General features: G+C 69.0%; 20 protein-coding genes. 3 read left to right on the forward strand and 17 right to left on the reverse strand.

Annotated elements, in window-relative coordinates; genetic code table 11:
• Positions 1-24 precede the first annotated feature (24 nt).
• Positions 25-1,443: an L-fucose/L-arabinose isomerase family protein gene (locus AC29IT_RS22750; protein ID WP_488220049.1), complete on the reverse strand. Its 1,419-nt coding sequence runs from the start codon at positions 1,441-1,443 to the stop codon at positions 25-27.
• 269 nt (positions 1,444-1,712) lie between these two features.
• Here AC29IT_RS22750 and AC29IT_RS22755 point away from each other — a divergent pair, with 269 nt between their 5' ends.
• Complete coding sequence (locus AC29IT_RS22755; RefSeq protein ID WP_488220050.1) at positions 1,713-2,702, forward strand: LacI family DNA-binding transcriptional regulator; 990 nt, start codon at positions 1,713-1,715, stop codon at positions 2,700-2,702.
• A gap of 1 nt (position 2,703) precedes the next feature.
• Here AC29IT_RS22755 and AC29IT_RS22760 read toward each other — a convergent pair whose 3' ends face one another.
• The 8 genes from AC29IT_RS22760 to AC29IT_RS22795 form a co-directional block, all read right to left on the reverse strand.
• The gene (locus AC29IT_RS22760; RefSeq protein ID WP_488220051.1) at positions 2,704-3,528 is read right to left on the reverse strand and encodes an ESX secretion-associated protein EspG; all 825 of its coding nucleotides are present in this window, start codon (positions 3,526-3,528) and stop codon (positions 2,704-2,706) included.
• Positions 3,528-4,553, reverse strand: a complete 1,026-nt coding sequence (locus tag AC29IT_RS22765) for a hypothetical protein (RefSeq protein WP_488220052.1) — start codon at positions 4,551-4,553, stop codon at positions 3,528-3,530. Before AC29IT_RS22765 ends, AC29IT_RS22760 begins: the two co-directional genes overlap by 1 nt.
• Before the next feature lie 318 nt (positions 4,554-4,871).
• On the reverse strand, positions 4,872-5,462 hold the full coding sequence (locus tag AC29IT_RS22770; RefSeq protein ID WP_488220053.1) for a DUF3558 family protein: 591 nt from the start codon (positions 5,460-5,462) through the stop codon (positions 4,872-4,874).
• 6 nt (positions 5,463-5,468) lie between these two features.
• The gene (locus AC29IT_RS22775; RefSeq protein ID WP_488220054.1) at positions 5,469-5,792 is read right to left on the reverse strand and encodes a hypothetical protein; all 324 of its coding nucleotides are present in this window, start codon (positions 5,790-5,792) and stop codon (positions 5,469-5,471) included.
• Positions 5,793-6,234: 442 nt separating this feature from the next.
• Positions 6,235-6,750 (reverse strand): hypothetical protein, encoded by a 516-nt coding sequence (locus AC29IT_RS22780; protein WP_488220055.1) that lies wholly within the window; start codon positions 6,748-6,750, stop codon positions 6,235-6,237.
• Entirely contained in the window at positions 6,747-7,526 is a 780-nt protein-coding gene (locus AC29IT_RS22785; RefSeq protein ID WP_488220056.1) for a hypothetical protein, read from the reverse strand. The genes AC29IT_RS22780 and AC29IT_RS22785 overlap by 4 nt, the downstream gene beginning before the upstream one ends.
• Entirely contained in the window at positions 7,523-7,858 is a 336-nt protein-coding gene (locus tag AC29IT_RS22790) for a hypothetical protein (RefSeq protein WP_488220057.1), read from the reverse strand. Before AC29IT_RS22790 ends, AC29IT_RS22785 begins: the two co-directional genes overlap by 4 nt.
• Complete coding sequence (locus tag AC29IT_RS22795; RefSeq protein ID WP_488220058.1) at positions 7,858-8,442, reverse strand: hypothetical protein; 585 nt, start codon at positions 8,440-8,442, stop codon at positions 7,858-7,860. The genes AC29IT_RS22790 and AC29IT_RS22795 overlap by 1 nt, the downstream gene beginning before the upstream one ends.
• 336 nt (positions 8,443-8,778) lie before the next feature.
• On the opposite strand from AC29IT_RS22795, the gene AC29IT_RS22800 reads away from it, so the two are divergent.
• Positions 8,779-9,282, forward strand: coding sequence for a GNAT family N-acetyltransferase (locus AC29IT_RS22800; protein ID WP_488220059.1), 504 nt, complete (start codon positions 8,779-8,781; stop codon positions 9,280-9,282).
• 4 nt (positions 9,283-9,286) lie between these two features.
• Here the strand turns inward: AC29IT_RS22800 and AC29IT_RS22805 are convergent, their stop codons facing one another.
• From AC29IT_RS22805 to AC29IT_RS22820, 4 genes are read right to left on the reverse strand one after another with little or no spacing between them, the layout of a single operon-like run.
• The gene (locus tag AC29IT_RS22805) at positions 9,287-9,487 is read right to left on the reverse strand and encodes a DUF397 domain-containing protein (protein WP_488220060.1); all 201 of its coding nucleotides are present in this window, start codon (positions 9,485-9,487) and stop codon (positions 9,287-9,289) included.
• Positions 9,488-9,490: 3 nt separating this feature from the next.
• A complete protein-coding gene (locus AC29IT_RS22810; RefSeq protein ID WP_488220061.1) occupies positions 9,491-9,784 on the reverse strand; it encodes a DUF397 domain-containing protein in 294 nt (97 codons plus the stop codon).
• Positions 9,732-9,941, reverse strand: coding sequence for a DUF397 domain-containing protein (locus AC29IT_RS22815; protein WP_358442703.1), 210 nt, complete (start codon positions 9,939-9,941; stop codon positions 9,732-9,734). Before AC29IT_RS22815 ends, AC29IT_RS22810 begins: the two co-directional genes overlap by 53 nt.
• A gap of 18 nt (positions 9,942-9,959) precedes the next feature.
• Positions 9,960-10,796, reverse strand: coding sequence for a helix-turn-helix domain-containing protein (locus AC29IT_RS22820; RefSeq protein WP_358442700.1), 837 nt, complete (start codon positions 10,794-10,796; stop codon positions 9,960-9,962).
• Positions 10,797-11,001: 205 nt separating this feature from the next.
• On the opposite strand from AC29IT_RS22820, the gene AC29IT_RS22825 reads away from it, so the two are divergent.
• Positions 11,002-11,202: a hypothetical protein gene (locus AC29IT_RS22825; protein ID WP_358442698.1), complete on the forward strand. Its 201-nt coding sequence runs from the start codon at positions 11,002-11,004 to the stop codon at positions 11,200-11,202.
• Positions 11,203-11,251: 49 nt separating this feature from the next.
• On the opposite strand, the gene AC29IT_RS22830 is transcribed toward AC29IT_RS22825, so the two are convergent.
• The 4 genes from AC29IT_RS22830 to AC29IT_RS22845 all read right to left on the reverse strand — a co-directional run bounded on the left by AC29IT_RS22830 (position 11,252) and on the right by AC29IT_RS22845 (position 17,916).
• A complete protein-coding gene (locus AC29IT_RS22830) occupies positions 11,252-13,825 on the reverse strand; it encodes a glycoside hydrolase family 172 protein (protein ID WP_488220062.1) in 2,574 nt (857 codons plus the stop codon).
• 389 nt (positions 13,826-14,214) lie between these two features.
• On the reverse strand, positions 14,215-15,225 hold the full coding sequence (locus AC29IT_RS22835; RefSeq protein WP_358442693.1) for a substrate-binding domain-containing protein: 1,011 nt from the start codon (positions 15,223-15,225) through the stop codon (positions 14,215-14,217).
• Between the two features lie 67 nt (positions 15,226-15,292).
• Positions 15,293-16,330, reverse strand: coding sequence for an ABC transporter permease (locus AC29IT_RS22840; RefSeq protein ID WP_488220063.1), 1,038 nt, complete (start codon positions 16,328-16,330; stop codon positions 15,293-15,295).
• Positions 16,327-17,916 (reverse strand): sugar ABC transporter ATP-binding protein, encoded by a 1,590-nt coding sequence (locus AC29IT_RS22845; RefSeq protein ID WP_358442690.1) that lies wholly within the window; start codon positions 17,914-17,916, stop codon positions 16,327-16,329. Before AC29IT_RS22845 ends, AC29IT_RS22840 begins: the two co-directional genes overlap by 4 nt.
• Positions 17,917-17,982: the final 66 nt, after the last annotated feature.

A 17,982-nucleotide genomic window follows, 5' to 3' on the forward strand; every position in this document is an offset into this window, starting at 1 on the left:
GGCTTGTTCGATCAGGTCGCCGGTTCAGGCCCCGCGGGTCCACTCGTCGAGCCGGACGCCGAGCTGGTCGGCGACGGCGCGGAGTTCGGCGCGGTGGTCGCCGGGCACGGCGTGCACGTGGTTGGCGCCGAACTTCGACAGGAACACCTCGCCGGGCGCGTCGAGCCGGGCGAACGCGTGCGGCCATTCCGGGGTGGACTGCTGGACGAGGGCGTGGTTGGTGTCCTCGTCGTAGTTCTCGAACTCGCCGAGCATCAGCTGCAGCCGGTACTCCCCCGCTTGTCTGGTGAGCCGACCGAGGGTCATCTGACCGGGCGCGGCGATGTGCTGCACGGAGGCGCCGCCCGCGGGGAAGAAGAACACCTCCGGATAGAAGTTGACCTTGGCGAGGTTCTCGGCCGGGTCGTCGCTGCGCGCCGCGTACCAGGTGGCGTGCTGGCCGGAGTTGCACAGGTCCCAGATGTCGCGGTCCGCGTGGTAGTGCCGCACGTCCGCGAACAGCACCGGGGTGCGGGCGACCTGCTTGAACAGCTGCATGGTGAGCGCGCCGTCCATGTCGGCTTCGGTGGCGCAGACGTGGGTGTCCTTGGGGCCGTTCCAGTCGTAGGGGTCGTTGAGGAAGGCCTCGGTGACGTCCATGGTCGCGAAGTTCTCGGTGAGTTCCGGCTGGCCCTTGATACCGGAGAAGTCGAGGTGCCGCTCGGCGATGATCTCGCGGACGGCGATGTAGGAGCGGAGCTGGCGTTCGAGCAGTTCGGGGGTGAGCTTCGCGCCGTCGTAGTGCACTCCGGCGGCGTGCTGCTCGATCCACTCGCGGGCTTTGCGGGCTTCGGCGGCGTCGGCCTTCTCGGCGCGCAGCACGAGTTCGTACTGGTCGATCTCCTCGACGTCGATGCCGAACTGCCGCTGCCACTGGTCGGTGTTGGCGACGGCGGTGTTCATGCCCATGGGCCGGCCGCCGAAGCGCCCGAAGGTGGAGCCGCGCAGCGAGGCGACGGCGGCGGCCGCGGTGGCCTGGACGCCGATGGTCGCGGCGAGTTCCGGGTCGTCGGGGGCTCCCCAGGCGCGGGTGTGCTTGCGCCCGATCTGGTCGAGCGCACCGCCCGCGGCGAGCATGCCGACGAGGCCGGGTTCGGTGGGGTCGGTGCTGGCGACGAGCACCAGCGGGCTGCGGGTGGCATCGGCGGCGAGCATCGTGAAGTGCGGGAACGACCAGACGGCGTAGTAGAGGACGGTGACGTCCACGTCGGCGGCGGCGACTTCGCGAGCCACGGTGGTGGCGAGCACGTTGTCGGCGACGAGTTCTCTCCCGGCGACCACGTCGTGCCCGGCCGCGGTGAGCGCGGCGACGAGGGCGTCCTGCTTGAGCCGGATGAAGTCGGCGTTGCGCGCGTGCACGTGATCACGACCGTCGGAGATGGAGATGACACCGATGCGGGCCACAGGGCCTCCCAGGTTCTCGGAACGTGCTGGGTCCGGACGCGCCTGGCTCCCGGTTTCGGGACGCCGACGCCTCGACTTGCACCGCCCCCGGCCGGTCGCCCCGGATCCGCCTGCGCTGGAGTTCCGCGCCTGCCGCCTGCACCCGAGTTCGTGCACCGTTGACCGACCGGGTTATGAGCAATCGATTTCTCGGAAGTTATTCTGGCTTCGTCGGAACTGTCAAGGAATCCGCGCCGCGACCACGCGGCCAGCCGACAGCAGGAGGTCCGGTGGCGACGATCAGTGATGTGGCGGCCAGGGCCGGGGTCTCCACCGCGACGGTGTCGCGGGCGCTGAACGGCAAGAGCACGGTCGATCCGGCGCTGGCGGCGCGGGTGGTGGCCGCGGCGGACGAGCTGGGTTACCGCCCGAACGGCCCGGCCCGGAACCTGCGCAAGCAGGAGACGGCGGTGCTGGCGCTGATCATCTCGGACATCGAGAACCCGTTCTTCACCGCGATCTCCCGCGGCGTGGAGGACGTGGCGCACGCCGCGGGCTATTCGGTGGTGCTGTGCAATTCCGATGACGATCCGGCGAAGGAGCGCGAATACCTGGACGTGGCGTTGCAGGAACGCGTCGCCGGGGTGCTGGTGTCGCCGACGGGTCGGGAGGAGAGCGCCGCCCTGCTGCGCGCGCACGCCGTGCCGGTGGTCGCGCTGGACCGGCCGCTGCCGGGTGGCGGGGACACGGTGCTGGTGGACAGCGGTGGGGCGGCGCGGAGCGCGACGCTGCACCTGGCCGACGAGGGCTATTGCCGCATCGGCTGCCTGACGGGCCCGAGCGGAATGCCGACGGCGGACGCGCGGCTGGCCGGCTACCGCGAAGGGCTGCGCACGGCGGGCCTCACCGATGCGGGCCTGGTGCGGCACACCGAGTTCCGCGCGGCGGGTGCCCGGCGCGCGGCCCGGCAGCTGCTGGACCGGCCGGAGCCGCCGGACGCGCTGCTGGTCGCGAACAACGCGATGGCGGTGGGCGTGCTGGAGACCTTGGGCGAACTGGGTCTGCGCCCCGGCCGCGACGTCGGCGTGATCGCGTTCGACGACGCGCCGTGGGCGACGCTGCTGGATCCGCCGTTGAGCGTGGTCGCGCAGCCCGCGTACGACGTGGGCGCGCTGGGCGCGCAGCTGCTGCTGCGCCGCATCGGAGGTGACGTGGGCGAGCCGGCGACGCGCACGTTGTCGGCCCACCTCGTCGCGCGGGGCAGCACCACCCGCCGGTGAGTCACCGGGCGGCGGGCAGCGCCACCATCCGCGCCATCTCGTCGATCTTGGCGGTGAGCTTGCGCCGGTCGGCGGGCGCGACGGTGAACCACTGCCGCCCGTCGCCCCCTTCCCGCTTCTGCGTCAGGTAGCAGCCGTCCGGCCCGGTGAAGAACGACACCGAGAACGGCGGCCGGTGCGTGCGCCCGACCCGGCGGTCGTGGCTGCGCACGGTGAACACCCCGTCCAGTTCGCGTTCCGCGGTGAGCACCGTCGCCAGCACTCGCGCGTCGGCGCTCTTCACCCCGGCCCCGGTGAGCGCGCTGAGCAGGGTGCCGGTGGGGTTGCGCCGCATCCGGTGGGTGGCGTTGTCGAGCGCGTCGACCGGCACGCTGGCGGTGCCGCCCTTGCCCGGCGGCGGGCTGCCGATCAGTTCGACGGCGTTGCCCGCGGGACCGCCGTACTCGTTCCTGCTGAGCACGATGTCCTGCAGGTCGTCGTTGTTCTCGCCATCGGCCTGGTACGCCTGCACCGTGGCCCGGCCGTGTTCGACGCAGACCGCGTTGAACGAGGTGCCGCGCTTGGCGTGCACCGCCACCCCGACCGCCAGCGGCGGCCGGGACAGCAGTTGCCACGCGTCGTCCAGGAACGGGTGCAGCTCATCGCGTTCCAGGTACCCGCGACGAGCGAGGTCCTGCCTGCCGAGTTCGGCGGCGCGGGCCAGCTCGTCCCGGGTGGGTTCGCCCGCCAGCCTGCCCACCCGCAGCAGCGGGTGGACGTGGCTGTCGAACCGCTCGCACAGGTAGGCGGCGGCCAGCGGGCTGATCGACATCCGGCCTCGGGTCATCAGCGGTCCTGGTTCTCCCAGTCGCCGAAGACCGGCGGGGCGACCGCCCGCATGTCGTTGGTGAACACGTCTTCCTCCTCGATGAGCCAGCTGGGGCGCTCGTGCTCGGCGTCCTCGCCCTGCTTCGCACCGCGCTGACCACCGCCCATGCCGCCCGGCGCGCCCGCACCGCCGCGAGCACCGGTCGCACCGGCGCCACCGGACGCGGACGTCCCGCCACCGGCACCGCCCAGGCCACCGATCCCGGCGCGACCACCGGCGCCCGTGCCCGAACCGGCACCAGCACCCGCACCGGCGCCGAGGCCGCCCATGCGACCCCCGGAACCACCAGCACCGACGCCACCGCGACCACCCGCGGCGCCACCAGGACCACCGCCCGGCGCCGGAGCCCAGCGACCGTTGTACGGGTTCTGCCGCTCCCACGCGCCGGTCTGCGGGTTCTGCCGGTACAACGTGCCGTCCGGCCCGCGCACCACACCCGGCGGCAACCCGCCGTTCTGCACCGGCGGCTGAGCCCACGACGAACCCGTGCCCGCCGGACCGCCACCGGGATTCCCGGTGCTCAGCGGCGGAGCCCCACCACTCGACACCGGCGACGAAGCCCACGAGGACGACGTCCCCGCCGGAACCCCACCGCTGTGCGAGGACACGCTGCTGAACTGCGAATTCCCCATCGCATCCCGCGCGGACGGCGTGGTCGCGCCGGGGGCGGGCGAGTTCGACTCCTCCCCGGGCATGGGCTGGAACTCGGGCACCGAGTTGAGGTTGGCCTCGGTCTCCCGCTGGTACCGCTCCTTGATCTCGACCGCGCGATCGTTGGTGAGCTGGAAGTCCTCCATCCGCTCCTCGTAGTCGCTGGCCCACCCGAGGATCCAGGTGTCGTCCCAACCGCCTTCCTCGACCCAGCCCTTCTGCGGCGGGTCGAGCTGCACCTCACGGCCGTTACTGAGCGTCTCGCCCTTACCGGGGATCTCGTGGAACGTGGAGGTCTGGGTGTTGGCCTGCGCCGCGAGCGCCTTGCTCACAGCGCCTGCGGTCTCCGACGCGGCACGAGCGTGCGGGACAATTTCATTGATCGAGGCGTTGGCGGCGTCGGCAGCACGCCCCTCGTGGGCGGACTCGGCACCACGAAGAGCATCCTCGATATCCGTTGCCAGGCTCTCAAATTTACTCTTCGCCGAATCCCAGCCCGCACTACCGTGATTCAGAGCCTGCGGCAACGAACCAGCATCAGGGGATCCCCCCATATCAGCACGCAGCTGCTTCGCGATCCCGGCGAAACAAATTCCCGAGCCAACGATCGAGCTAGAACCCGCAACAGAAGAAGACATCCCCAACCTCAATCACTTTACCGAAGGAAGACCTGGAACCGACCGCTCAAGTGCACCCTTCGCATACGAACACGGATCAAATCTACTACCATCAGAAGGCGTATCGAATGCGAAAGAAAACAAGATCTGATCATCCTTGGTTGCAAGGTAGATTCCACAACTACCCTGTTCAGGGAGAGAGTTGTTCGCCTGCACCGCCGGATGACCGGCAATATTCATCTCAGAGAAGTCGACATAACTCGCCGAAGAATCCCTATACTGCTGGATTGAACGACCAGGTATGACCGTCAAAGCGACCGACGTCTCCCCGCCCGCAGATTGCCATTCACAGGAATCAGGAATCGTCGGATCCGTCTCGTTCGGCGAAATCTCCCCAACGGGCTCCAGACCTAGCGATTTGGCATCGTCAGCCTTAAGCAAGTCGCACTGCTTCACCGCAGCAGCATCGAGCGGGTCCGTAACCTCTGTCGGCTCTACCAACGGAGCGGAAGAGTCAGCACCGTCACTCCCGCCATCACCACCGATCGCACATCCGGAAATAGCGACCGCAGACGAAGCCAGAAAAACCGCGAGACGCAACTTACCGCCGTTATTCATCGCCATTAAACGTCACGCCCGCCCGACTCGATCAGCGTCCACCGTCGCATTTTCTTCAGCTCGTCGATATTCTTCAAGAGTCTGACGATACGAATCAATCTTCACCGTCAATTGATCGACGATGGCGCTCGCCGCGCCCTGCATTGACGCATCAGCACCGCTCGCGCGCGCCTGGAAGAGCTCCCTCGCCGTCGACGTGGTTGCGTCCTTCGCAGTCAACTCACCTGGCATTGCCAACTGAGACTTCCGAGCCAGCGCCCGCGCATCGTCCCGCGCATCCTCGAGCTTTCGGATCGCCGCCTCGAGCGCCTCTGGGTCTATCCTGAACCCGGTCATGCTTCCTCCCCTGGCATGTCCACGCGTCAGCTGAGCATGGTGCACGCCCGCCCCGCCCCGCGTGCGGGAACCTACTCAACCACCTGTATGACGATCAACACAGTAGTTGGTGACGCGCCGCGGGTGATCGCCACCCGTTCAGCTCAATGGTTTCCGAGGCAGAGATTTACGCATTCCCCTGACCTGCATCAACCGCACTGCGTGACCGCGGATGATCGCACCCCCGGCAACTTGAAGCAATCCAGGGCGACGGCCATGGCGAGAGCGAGATCTCAACCGCACCGTGACCGTTCGACCGCCTGAGGCCAACGCAAAGGACACCCCAGCCGAGACGGCGGAATCACTCTCACCCCTCGGGCAAATCTGACTGCAATGCCATCAGGGAAGAGAACGCAACTTGCCGATGCGGAACGGCGATGACCACGCGGCCAATCTTCTGAGCTCAGACGCGAAGCTTGTGAATAGCCAGCACAAAACACATTCCAGACAAGACGGCAGGTAGAACCATCATCCCAAGGCAGGCAATGCTTTCCATATCGAACGCGCCACCCCTCCGAACCGACGCGCCCACGAGCAGGATGAACAAGGCGCCACCCAGGAAGCCGAAGAATACGCAACTGATCCAGATCACCAGCGACGCGCGCCATACGCCCGCAGCGTAAGTCACGTTCAGCCAACCACGCTTGACATAGGACTGACCGATCAGAGCGAACCCGCCGGCCATCATTGAAAAGAATCCAGATAGGCCGCACAGGCCTGACACCAAAATCATGGCAGCATTTTCAGCAGCCGACAATTCGAAAGCCCACCAGATCGCGGCAACCGCAATCACTGGGGACCCCACCAACAGAATTAGGCCCAGCAAAACCAGCCGAGTCTTCACCTTTCGCGCCCAACTGGGCGAAACCTGAATGTAGTTCGGCGGCGGCTGCGGACCAACCGGGATTGGAATGATCACCGCGCCTCCCAGTTCGACTCGTCCCCATCACTGGAGCTACCGTCACTCAAGTCAACACCGTTCTCCGGCGTCGCCCATTTCCCGCCGAGTTCGTCGATGGTCTTCTGCGCGGATTTCATCTGCGAGTTAATCGGCTGGATGGCACCGGTGAACGCACTGAAGGCAGCTGTGGCAAGGCCGATCGCGGCGACGCCGACACTGACGCCGAATGCTAACCCAGGCGGCGCCGTAACAACTCCAATACAACCCGCAATTGCGGTAGCCAGTCCACCGAGGAACGTTACCACCGCGATACTGATGGAGATCCAGAACATCTGGACGGCGTTAGCCAGCGTGTCGAGCGCGGTGACCATCTTGTCCGCAGCCGACTTGGCGCCGTTGACCGCGTCGGCTTGGCCGGGAACCAGTGCCTTGTACGCTTCCGCCGCACGCCCTTCCCACTCGATGTTGGTGCGGTGCTTGTCAAGTTTGAGATCACCCGCGACGGTGCCCAACTTCGCGGCCACCAGATCAGCCCACTGTTGGGACGCGGCCCGCAGCAGGCTGGGGCTGCCGGCCCGTTCCACGGTCTGCATGATCTGGTCGAACATCTGCTTGTGCAGCTTCACGATTTCCTCCATGCCCTTCTTGATCGGTTCGATCAAGTGCATGAAGGCTTCCGGAACCCAGCTCAGTAGCTGGTTGACTCCGTCGCAGAGCTTCTGCATCATTTCTTGGACTTCGGTGAGCTTTCCGCTCACCATGTGGATCACATCGTCGCCGGTGGATGCGGTCACGGGTGTTCTCCAAGCAGATTGTGCAGCTTTTGCATGGCAGCGTCGTCGTCGGCTTGGTACTGCTGCGCAGCAGCGGTCAAGTCGTCGGCGACCTTGTGGAAGTACTGCTGTCCCTGATCGATCAGGCTGCCGATCGCAACGCGCAGCTCTTCCAACGTGTCGTCCAGGCCGAGTTCGTCGCTGAGGAAGAACCGCTGTCCTGGCTCGATCTTCACCGCTTCCACGGCTTGCTTGGGACCGTTCATCGCTTCGGCCTGTTCGCGCCATAGGGCGGCGTCGGTGTGCATGGCGTCGAGGGCGGTTGTGATGCCTTCGCCGTGCGGGGGTGCCATCAGAGTCCCTTCGGGGGCTGGTCGGTGCTGAAGCCGAGACGGCGGAGGAATCGCTGCGGGTCGCTCGCCAGGGCGAACAGTTGGGAGATCGCCGGACTCTGCGGTCCGTTGGCCACATCGCCCGGGACGGCTTTGTCGCGCAGGACTCGCAGGACGTCGGCGAGTTCGCCTTCGATCTCGGTGTTGCGCGCCGCGCTGCACCAGGTCGCGTCGATGACGAGGTCCAGGATCTGGCCTTGTTTCGACGTCCCCCGGACATGGCCGCCGCTGCTCTGACCGGACACCGTCGCGCCGATGGCCTCCGTCATCCGCTGGTTGAACGCCGCCAGGTCGGTGGACACGGCGTTGATGAGCTGCATCGCGTCGGCTGCCGTGATCGGGTCATCGGAGGCGGCGATGCCTTCGGCCGGTTCGGTCCGAGTGGCCGGGGGAGCGGATTGCACGAGCTCGGCCTGTGCCGTCGCCGCCCGCATGGTCGCGTCGTTCGCGGCCGCTACGACGTGCACGGGCAGGCTGCGCGGATCAGTAGTGCGCTTCCAGCCGGAGGCCAGCTCGACCGAGCGGAACTCCCCGGTGTCGGTCACGCGGACCGTGACGACACACTCCGGGTCCCGACCTCGAAGCAGGTCGTCCGCCGCCTCCGGTCGCTCGGGGTTCCGGACTTCCTCCGGCCCGAGGTCTTCCTCGTTCAGCTGCCACCGTTGATCCACGGGGCGGGACCATACCTAGACCACGTCGTTCCGCGCCCGGGTTCGTCAACACGGGACGGGTTCGGTGGTGGGAGGCGCGCGTCACTCCGGTGCGATCGCCGCGTGCCGTACCGCCGGAATTCGGCGGCGGGCGGCGGAAGGCCGGTGCTAGCGTCCCGAGCTGCACGCCGTCGGGATGCCGTCGGTGCCGGAACGAGGAGGACGGGTCCTATGTGGACGACTCGGGCGGAGGCTCCCGCCGACGTGGCGGCCGTGCGCGCGGTGAACGCCGCCGCGTTCCCGACCGAGGAGGAAGCGGACCTGGTGGACTCGCTGCGGGCCGATCCGGCCGCGTGGATCGACGGGCTCTCGACCGTCAGCGCGGACGGCACCGGCGCGGTCGTCGGGCACGCGCTGCTGAGCCGCTGCCACGTGGACGGCGCACCGGCGCTGGCGCTCGCGCCGTGCGCGGTGCTGCCCGAGCAGCAGGGCCGGGGCGCCGGGTCGGCGGCGATCCGCGCCGGGCTCGACGCCGCCCGCGACCGCGGCGAGAACCTGGTGATCGTGCTGGGGCACGTCGACTACTACCCGCGGTTCGGGTTCACCCCGGCCTCCGGGTTCGGGGTGCGCGCGCCGTTCGAAGCGCCCGACGAGGCGTTCCTCGCCCTGTCCCTGGACACCTCGCGCCCCACCCCGACCGGGCTCGTCCGGTACCCGGCGGCGTTCGGCGTCTGACGCCTCAGCGGTCGAGGCGACCCGCCTTGACCGCCCCCAGGAACGCGCCGAACGCACCGGAGCCGAAGGCCAGCACCGGGCTCGCCTGCCCCAGCTTCGAATCCCGCACCGCGGAACGCTCAACGGACAACGCCACTTCGACGCACTCGTTGTTCGCCCCGCTGCGACTGGACTTCCGCCAGGTCGTGCCGCCGTCGCCGCTCAAGCCCTACCCGTCCACGCGGCCGGACTTGACGCAGGCGAGGAACGCGGCGAACGCACGCGCTTCGAAGCGCAGGACAGGTCCGGCTTCCCCGGACTTGGAGTCGCGCACCGCCGAATGATCCGCGGCCACCTCGACGCACGCACCACCGTTCGTGTTGCTGCGGCTGGACTTCCGCCAAGTCCGGTTCCGGTGCACTGCGTCCTCCCGATCGTCCTGGAATCGGTCGAAATGCGGCTGTGCCGCCTCAGCGGTCGAGCTTCCCGGACTTGATCCCGCGCAGGAACGCGCCGAATGCACCGGAACCGAACGCCAGCACCGGGCTCGCCTGCCCCAGCTTCGAGTCGCGGACGGCAGAGTGATCCGTGGTCAGTGCGACTTCGACGCAGGCGCCACCGTTGGCGTTGCTGCGGGTGGACTTCCGCCAGCTGACGGCCTGGATTTCGCGGGCGGTCACGGCGCCACCTTCTCTGTGCTAAGCGAGCTTTCCGATTGCGTCCCGGATGAGCTCGGCCGAAGCGGACTCGCTGAGCGCCGCGACCCTCAAACGGTTGAACGCTACGGTATAGGACTTGAGGTGTTGGGGACCAGCAAGATAGTCCGCGTTGGTCAAGCCTTCCAAGTACAGGATTGTCTTCTCCGGCTCGGCCAGGCTGAGGATGGTGAACGGTGATCCCAGCGCCAAGTGCGCCCAGTCGGACAACGGCAGCACCTGCAAGGTGACGTGCTTCAGCTTCGCCGTTTCGAGCAGCAAGTCGAGCTGTTCGCGCATGACGGCCGTGCCACCCACGACCCCGCGAATCGCTGGTTCGCCGAGGACCGCGGAGAGTTCGGGCGGATTCGGCCCGGTCAGCCTTGCGCGCCGCGCGACCCGACTCTCCGCGATCCGCCCCACGTCCTCCGGGCGAACCGAGATCGCCTGCGCCAGCAGTGCTTCGGCGTACGCCTTGGTCTGCAAGATGCCGGGGATCATGTCGCCGTAGTGGATCAGCAGTTCGCTCGCGACCGATTCCATGCCGACGTACGACCGCGCCCAGTCCTGGACGCGCCCGTAGCTCCCGCGCTTGCGGGCTTCCTTGGCGAGCTGGTGTGCGCGTTCGGTGCGATCATGGTCGACACCGCAGCGCTCGGCGATCCGGTCGAGCTCGGCGGCCGAGATCGTGCGCGCCCCGTTCTCCAGCTTCGACACCTTGGAGACGTCCCAGCGCAGCAGCTCTGCGATCTCCTTCGGCTCCACGCCCGCGGCTTCGCGCATGCGGCGCAGTTCCAGGCCGAGTTCCAGCCGCCGGATGACCGGTCCGGGATTCGTCACGATGCCTCCTCGATCGTTCGCCGAGGAGTCTGCCGGATCCAGGCCACGACCAAGATCCCTCTAAAGGGCGACTATCTACATGGCAATGCCGCTTATAGATTCAACGCAGCGACAACCTCCCGTCGCCGGCGCGGAACCGGTGGCCTCCCCCTCCCCGACCGGGTCGCCGGTTCCGCGTCCCACCAACGGAATTCGGGAGTGGCGCATGTCCGCGCCGGAACCGCGCGGCTGGCGCGGGGTGTTCAGCAGCGACCGGGTGCACCGGGTCTCCCCCGGCAACGAACGCCGGATCGCGCACGGCGGCCGGGCCCGGCTCGGGCTCGCCGACTGCGGCGCGGTGTGCGTGCCGCCGACGCCGAACGAGTGGCCGCTGGACTCCTGCGCGCGCTGCTACCCCCGGACATGACGGTGCCCGGTGGTCGTGGGACCACCGGGCACCGCGCGCGATCAGCGGGTCAGAACGCGACCACCGAGTACTCGGAGGCGGTCCAGGCCGGAGCTCCCTGCACCGGGATCAGCTCCACGCGCACCGACTCCTTGCCCTCGGTCAACGCCACCGGCAGCTCGAAGCCGTCCTCCAGCCAGCGGTGCGACTCGTTGCCCAGCGGCTGCAGCCAGGTGCCCGCCGGTGCGCCGTCGACCCGGACCTCCACCTGCTGGTAGGCCTGCGCCTGGTCGCCGATGCGGCGCAGCCGGGCGCCCTGGTTGTCCTCGCCGAGCTGCACGTCGAAGCCGACCGGCCCGGTCGCGGCCGCCACCGGCGCGCTGCGCTGCTCGTCGGTGCCTTCGAAGCGGGAGTCCAGCGGGTTCACCACCTCGCCCTCGGCCCGGTAGCCGTGCTCGTCCCGGCTGCCCTCGTCGGACACGTCGATCCGGTCCACTTCCTCCTGCGACACCGGCCGCCCGCCGTACCAGTAGGCGGTGGAGCTGTAGTCGCCCGGCTCGTCGTTGTTCGGACCGTGCTCGATGCCCGCGACCAGGCCGTCGTTGAACGGCACCGCGTCCGGCACCTGCAACCGGTAGGCACCGGTGCAGTCGTACTGGCAGCCGTCCCCGTTCAGCTCGTGCGCCGGGTTGCCCGCCAGCGGCATCGAGAACGTGGTGCCGTCCCGGAAGTACCAGCCCGACTCGTAGTAGTCCTCGCTGCCGGTGCCGTACCAGGCGGGGCTGCGTTCGCCGTTGACGTAGAAGCGCTCGTCGCCCTCCAGGTAGTTGCGCTGGTTCGCCGCCGCGTTCGTCTCCGGCAGGGACAGCGGCTGGTTGCGGTGCGTCGCCGTCGCGTTCGGCGGGATCAGGCCGCGCATGGTGTGCGTGACCCCGTAGAACGTGCCCGAACCGTCCGCGTCCAGGAAGTTCCAGTCCTCGCCGTCCACGGTCCGGCCGCGGTGGTGGGTGGCGTGGAAGTAGCCGGCGTTCTCGTCGGCCTCGCGCGGTGCCACGGAGACCTCGGCGGTCATGCCGTCGATCGGGACGCCGCCGCCGTTGACGATCTCCACGGTGGCGCTGCGGTCGAACGGCATCGGCCACCAGGCGGTGTACCAGCCGCCGTCGCCCGGGTCGATGGAACTCATCATGCTGCGCACGTCGTGCTCGCCCAGGCCGGAGCCGAAGAACTCGCCGATCGGAGCGTCCACGGTGGTCTGGCCGTCGAAGGTGATGCGCAGCCGCGCCGACTCCAGCACGTGCTCGGAGGCGGTGACCTCCTCGGGGCTGAAGCCGTAGCGGCCCACCAGCTTCTCCCTGGCGAACACCGCGTTGTCGATGCGGTAGCCGTGCGCGGCCTCCTCGCCGGGATGGCCCGGTCCGACGTCGAGCACGTCGGTGCGCACCCACTCGCCGCCGACGAGGCTCTGCACGTCGTAGCGGAACTCGTTGACGTCCAGCGAGGAGGACGTGAAGCGGTTCGCCACCTCGATCGAGGACTTCCCGGCCGTCAGCTCCGGGGGCACGTCGATCGCCTGCACGCCCCAGCCGCCGGGTTCCGCGGCGCCGCTGCGCCACTCGCCTGCCGGTGCGCCGTCCACGCTGAGGCCCGCCACCTGGTCGGCGACCTGCGGGTCGAAGCGGCGCACGATGCGCACGCCCGCGTTGGCCGGGTGCACCGCCGCGTCGAACCGGCTGCCGCCGCCTTCGCCGAACGCGCGACCGTCGTCGATCACCCGCGGGCTCGGCACGACCTGCGGAATGCGCAGCCGCAGCTCGTTGATCTGGCCCGGCCCGTCCAGCTGCGCCACCGGGGCCGCGGCGCCCGGGGGGACGCCGAAGTCGCGGCGCGTCGGCTGCGCCGCCGGGTCCACGCCCTTCGGGTCGGCGATGCCGAACTTGCGCAGCCGCGCCAGCACGTCCTGCGCCGGATCGGCCGGATCGAAGGTCCGCACGCCCTCCGCGTCGCCGAACGAGCGGTAGTCCACGTGGTAGAAGTCCGGGTTGTTCTGCACCGTCACCCGCATCGACTCGCGGTACGGCATCGGCACCTTGATCACCGCACCACCCGCGGCGTCATCGCCGTTGCCGACCAGCGGCCACTCGAACGGCGCGCCCACCCGGCCGCTCACCACGTCGATCAGCGGCGCGTCCAGCACCGTGCGGCCGTCCAGCTCGACCACGATGTTCCCGGTCCCGGTCACGTCGCCCCACGGTTCGCGGGTGAACCAGATCGAGGAGATCTCGCCCGCACCCGCGCGTTCCGCGATGACGCAGCCGCGCTCGGCCTGCCGCAGGCAGGAGTAGGTGCCGTTGAACCCGTCGTCGTTGCTGCCGTCCCTGGCGAAGCTGGAGAACTGCCCGGTGTGCTCCGATCCGCGCAGCTGGGCGAGCCCGCCCGGCTGGCGGAACGTGTCCCATCCGACGCTGCCCTTGCCCGCCGCGCGCGCCTGCTCCTGCCCCTGCGCCGAGGCGCGCGCCGCGCCGTGGGTGGCCGCGTCGGCGACCAGCGCGGCGGCCGCCAACGACGCCACGCCGAGCACCGCACCGAACTTCCTCGGCAGCCGTCTCGCAGTGCGCAGCGCATCACTCCTGCGGTCTCTCATCAAAGCTCGCCCTCCCCACATCACTATCCACAATGGACAGCGTTGTCCTGGTCATACGACGGTGGTGCGCGGTCGGGAACGGATGGGTCGGTTCCCTCGAACGGGGGCGCACAAGATCACACGCTCGGTTTCACCCGCAGCGTAGGAAGAGGTCGCACCGGCTCCAAGGGACATCGCGGAACAACGAGAATACGGACTCCGAAATTCACTCATTAAGATGGTCACCGGGACTGCGTGGAGATCAATACCACCAACCAGGTGGATTTGATTTCTTTTCGGCGACGTCTCGCTTTGCTAAAGAAAAAGTCGCACGCCAGGGCCACTTTCGCCCTAGCGCGCGACCTGCACCTTCACCGAATCAGAAGTGAGATGTGGTAGCCCTCGAAGTCTCAGCCCTGATTCAGCCGGGCGTACACCTCACCCGCGTTCTCCTTCGTGATCAATTCCGTGGGAAGGGTTTGCAGCTTCTCCGTCGGCTCGCAATCGACCAGGATCTTCTTCGCCGCTTCCACGGCCTCCTCGCCACCGGTCGGATTCAGGAACGTGGCCTGCAACCGGCCCTGCTCCACCGCTTTGATACCGCCCGCCTCGATCGGCAACCCGTCGATGCCCACGAACTTCAGCTGATCCGCCTTGCCCGCGGCCTGCGCGGCCAGGTAGGCACCCTCCGCCATCGGGTCGTTGTGCGCGTACACGGCCTGCGCGTCCGGGTGCGCCTTGAGCAGCGCGTCCATCTTCTCCTGGCCCTCCGCCCGCTCCCAGCCGCCGTCGTCATCGCCGATGATCTCGATCTTCGAGCCGGCGATGCCCTGCATGAAGCCGTCGTGCCGCTCGTGCGCCGGTGTCGAACCGGAGAGGCCCTTGATCTCCACGATCTTGCCGCCGTCCGGGAACAGCACGTTCTTGAAGTACTCGCCCGCCTGCCTGCCGATCGCCTCGTTGTCCACGCCGACGTAGGTGGTGAACGCCTCCCCGTTGACCTTGCGGTCCAGCAGGACCACCGGCGTCCCCGAGTTGTAGGCCCGGCGCACGATGTCCGTCAGCGGCGCCGCCTCGTTCGGCGAGATCATCAGCAGGTCGACCTGCTTGGTCAGGAACGACTCCACGTCCGAGACCTGCTTGGCGTTGTCCTTGGCCGCGTCGGCGAACTGCACGTCCTTGAACTGGGGGACCTGCGCGGCGAACTTGCGGATGTCGTCGTCCATCCGCACGCGGTAGGGCTCGGCGAGGTTCGCCTGGCTCATGCCGATCGTGTACTGGCGGTCCGGGCCGCCGCACGCCGCCCGCGCGTCCTGCGGCTTCGCCGCACCGCTGTTCTCGCTCGTCGTGCCGCACGCGGCGGCCGTCACCGCCAACGCGGCGCAGGCTGCTGCGAACGCGGACCTCGTCGTCTTTCGCATGGTGCTTCCTTCCCGCGGAACTACCAGGGACGCTTCGAGCGGACGGGTGGATCGGGGAACGGACCGGTCACGCGGCCGGGCGCAGCCGCTGCAGCGCCGCGGCGGCCACGATCACCAGACCCTTGATCAGCAGCTGCACGTCGGTGTTGACGCTGTTCAGACTCAGGATGTTGTTCAAGATCCCCAGCAGCAGCGCGCCCGCGATCGTGCCCACCACCGAACCGCGCCCTCCGGCGAGGCTCGTGCCGCCGATCACCACCGCCGCGATGCCGTCCAGCTCGTAGGCGAGGCCGTCGTTCGGGCTGCCCGCGTTCAGCTGCCCCGCGTGCACGATGCCCGCCAGCGCCGCGCAGAACCCGGACAGCGCGAACGCGATGATCTTCACGCGGTTCACCGGGACACCGGACAGCCGCGCCGCCTTCTCGTTGCCGCCGATCGCGTACAGGTGCCGCGAGTAGGCGCTGTAGCGCAGGAACAGGATCGCCGCGACCGCCACCACCGCGAAGATCAACGCCGGGATCGGCACCACCCCGCCGAAGGTGCGCTCCCCCAGCAGCGAGAACAGCATCGGCGCCTGGCCCGCGCCGTCGCCGTAGGAGATCTGCACCGTCTCGCCGCCCGACCACATCCGGGCCAGACCACGCGCGATGTTCAAGCCCGCCAGCGTCACGATGAACGCCTGCACGCCCAGCACCGCCACCGCGGCGCCCTGCAGCACCCCGAAGACCAGGCCGATCAGCAGCACCAGCAGCGCCGCCACCAGCACCCCGAAGTCGTCGTTGACCAGCAGCACCGCCGAGCCCACCGCGGCCAGCCCCAGCACCGAACCCACCGACAGGTCGATGCCGCCGATCAGGATCACGAACGTCAGGCCGACCGCGATGATCCCGATCTCCGATACCGCGCGCACGATGTTGAACAGGTTGTCGCCGGTCAGGAACAGGATCTGGCCGTCGTCGCCGCGCGGGGAGAGCGCGATCGCCGCCAGGAACACCACGACCAGGCCGAAGAAGCTCTGGAACCGGAACAGGGTCTCGACGCGCTCCCGCCTGGACCGGCCGGGTGCCGGGTCGGGTGCGACCTCCTGCTGCGTCTGCTCGCTCATCGCGCTCCTCCCCCGGCGACGGGGCCGCGCCCCGTCTCCACCGCCGACGAACCACCCTTCGGCGACACCTTTTCCCCCATCGCGGCGGCCAACAATTCGGCTTCACCGGCCCGGGTGGTGTCGAACTCGGCGACGCTGCGGCCGTGCCGGAGCACCACCACGCGGTGGCACACGCCGGTCAGCTCCGGCAGCTCCGAGGACGCCAGCAGCACCCCGATGCCGCGCGCCGCGATCTCGCCGAGCAGCTCGTAGATCTCCGCCTTCGCGCCGATGTCCACGCCGCGCGTCGGCTCGTCCAGCAGCAGCAGCCGCGGTTCGGTCAGCAACATGCGGCCGAACACGACCTTCTGCTGGTTCCCGCCGGACAAGGTGCCGACCGGGTCGGCGATGCGGCCCAGCTTCACCTTCAGCCGGTCCACGCTGCGCTCGGTCGCCGCCACCTCGGCACGGCCGCGCACCAGCCCGCCGACGCCGAGCCGGTCCACCACCGACAGCACCGTGTTCGCCCGCACCGAATGCCCCAGCACCAGGCCCGAGGCGCGGCGGTCCTCCGGCACGAACGCGATGCCGCGGCGCAGCGCGTCGCGCGGCCCGCGCGGGCGCACCTGTTCGCCGCCCAGCCGCACCGAACCTTCCCAGCGGCCGGCCGAACCGGCGCCGAACAGCGACTCCAGCAGCTCGGTGCGGCCCGCGCCGAGCAGCCCGCACAGGCCGACGATCTCGCCCGCGCGCACCGACACGTCGATGCCGTCCGGGTCCCGCCTGCCCACCCGGTACCGGCGCGGCAGCACCCGGAAACCGGCGACCGACAGCAGCTCCTCGCCCGGCGGCCGGTCGTCCGCGGTGCGGAACAGGGTGCGCACCGAGCGGCCCACCATCGCCTCCGCGGCCTGCTCGGCGGTGAGGTCGCGGGCGTCGAACTCGGCGACCCGGCGCCCGTTGCGCAGCACCGTGGCCCGGTCGGCGACCGCGCCGATCTCGTCCATCCGGTGCGAGATGTAGACGATGCCGGTGCCGCGCCTGCGCAGCTCCGCGATCACCGCGAACAACCGGTCCACTTCGGAGTGGGACAGCGCCGAGGTCGGCTCGTCCATGATCAGGACCTTGGCGTCGAGGGACAGCGCCCGCGCGATCGTCACCAGCTGCTGCTCGCCGACCCGCAGCTCACCGACCGGCCGGGCCGGGTCCAGTTCGATGCCGGTGCGGGACAGCAGCTCGCGGGTGCGCTGCGCCATCGCGCGGCGGTCCACCACGCCCGCGCGGCGCAGTTCCCGGCCCAGGTACAGGTTGTCGGCGACCGACAGCGCGGGGACCAGGTCCAGCTCCTGGTGGATCATCGCGATGCCCGCCTGCTGCGCGTCCGAGGGCTTCGCGAAGCGCACCGGGGCGCCGTCCACCGCGATCGAACCCTCGTGGTCGGCGATGTCGCCGGAGAGCACGCGCATCAGCGTGGACTTGCCCGCGCCGTTCTCCCCCAGCAGCGCGTGGACCTCGCCCTCGTGCACGGTCAGATCGATCCCGTCGCACGCCAGGACACCGCCGTAGCGTTTGGTGATGCCGGTCAGCTCTACCAGTGGCGCTGTCATGGTTCCCCCCGTCACCCGACCGCTGTCACTCCGAACAACCGCACGGACCCGAGAAAACGATTGCTC

This window comes from Saccharopolyspora sp. MMCC62 (genome assembly GCF_057736575.1).

What these genes read in the sequence shown, in the direction of transcription:
- AC29IT_RS22770 (WP_488220053.1), bottom strand. Translation starts at nt 5,462, where the DNA reads ATGGCGATGAATAACGGCGGTAAGTTGCGTCTCGCGGTTTTTCTGGCT.
- AC29IT_RS22845 (WP_358442690.1), bottom strand. Translation starts at nt 17,916, where the DNA reads ATGACAGCGCCACTGGTAGAGCTGACCGGCATCACCAAACGCTACGGC.
- AC29IT_RS22840 (WP_488220063.1), bottom strand. Translation starts at nt 16,330, where the DNA reads ATGAGCGAGCAGACGCAGCAGGAGGTCGCACCCGACCCGGCACCCGGC.
- AC29IT_RS22760 (WP_488220051.1), bottom strand. Translation starts at nt 3,528, where the DNA reads ATGACCCGAGGCCGGATGTCGATCAGCCCGCTGGCCGCCGCCTACCTG.
- AC29IT_RS22775 (WP_488220054.1), bottom strand. Translation starts at nt 5,792, where the DNA reads ATGACCGGGTTCAGGATAGACCCAGAGGCGCTCGAGGCGGCGATCCGA.
- AC29IT_RS22830 (WP_488220062.1), bottom strand. Translation starts at nt 13,825, where the DNA reads ATGAGAGACCGCAGGAGTGATGCGCTGCGCACTGCGAGACGGCTGCCG.
- AC29IT_RS22790 (WP_488220057.1), bottom strand. Translation starts at nt 7,858, where the DNA reads ATGGCACCCCCGCACGGCGAAGGCATCACAACCGCCCTCGACGCCATG.
- AC29IT_RS22800 (WP_488220059.1), top strand. Translation starts at nt 8,779, where the DNA reads ATGTGGACGACTCGGGCGGAGGCTCCCGCCGACGTGGCGGCCGTGCGC.
- AC29IT_RS22825 (WP_358442698.1), top strand. Translation starts at nt 11,002, where the DNA reads ATGTCCGCGCCGGAACCGCGCGGCTGGCGCGGGGTGTTCAGCAGCGAC.
- AC29IT_RS22835 (WP_358442693.1), bottom strand. Translation starts at nt 15,225, where the DNA reads ATGCGAAAGACGACGAGGTCCGCGTTCGCAGCAGCCTGCGCCGCGTTG.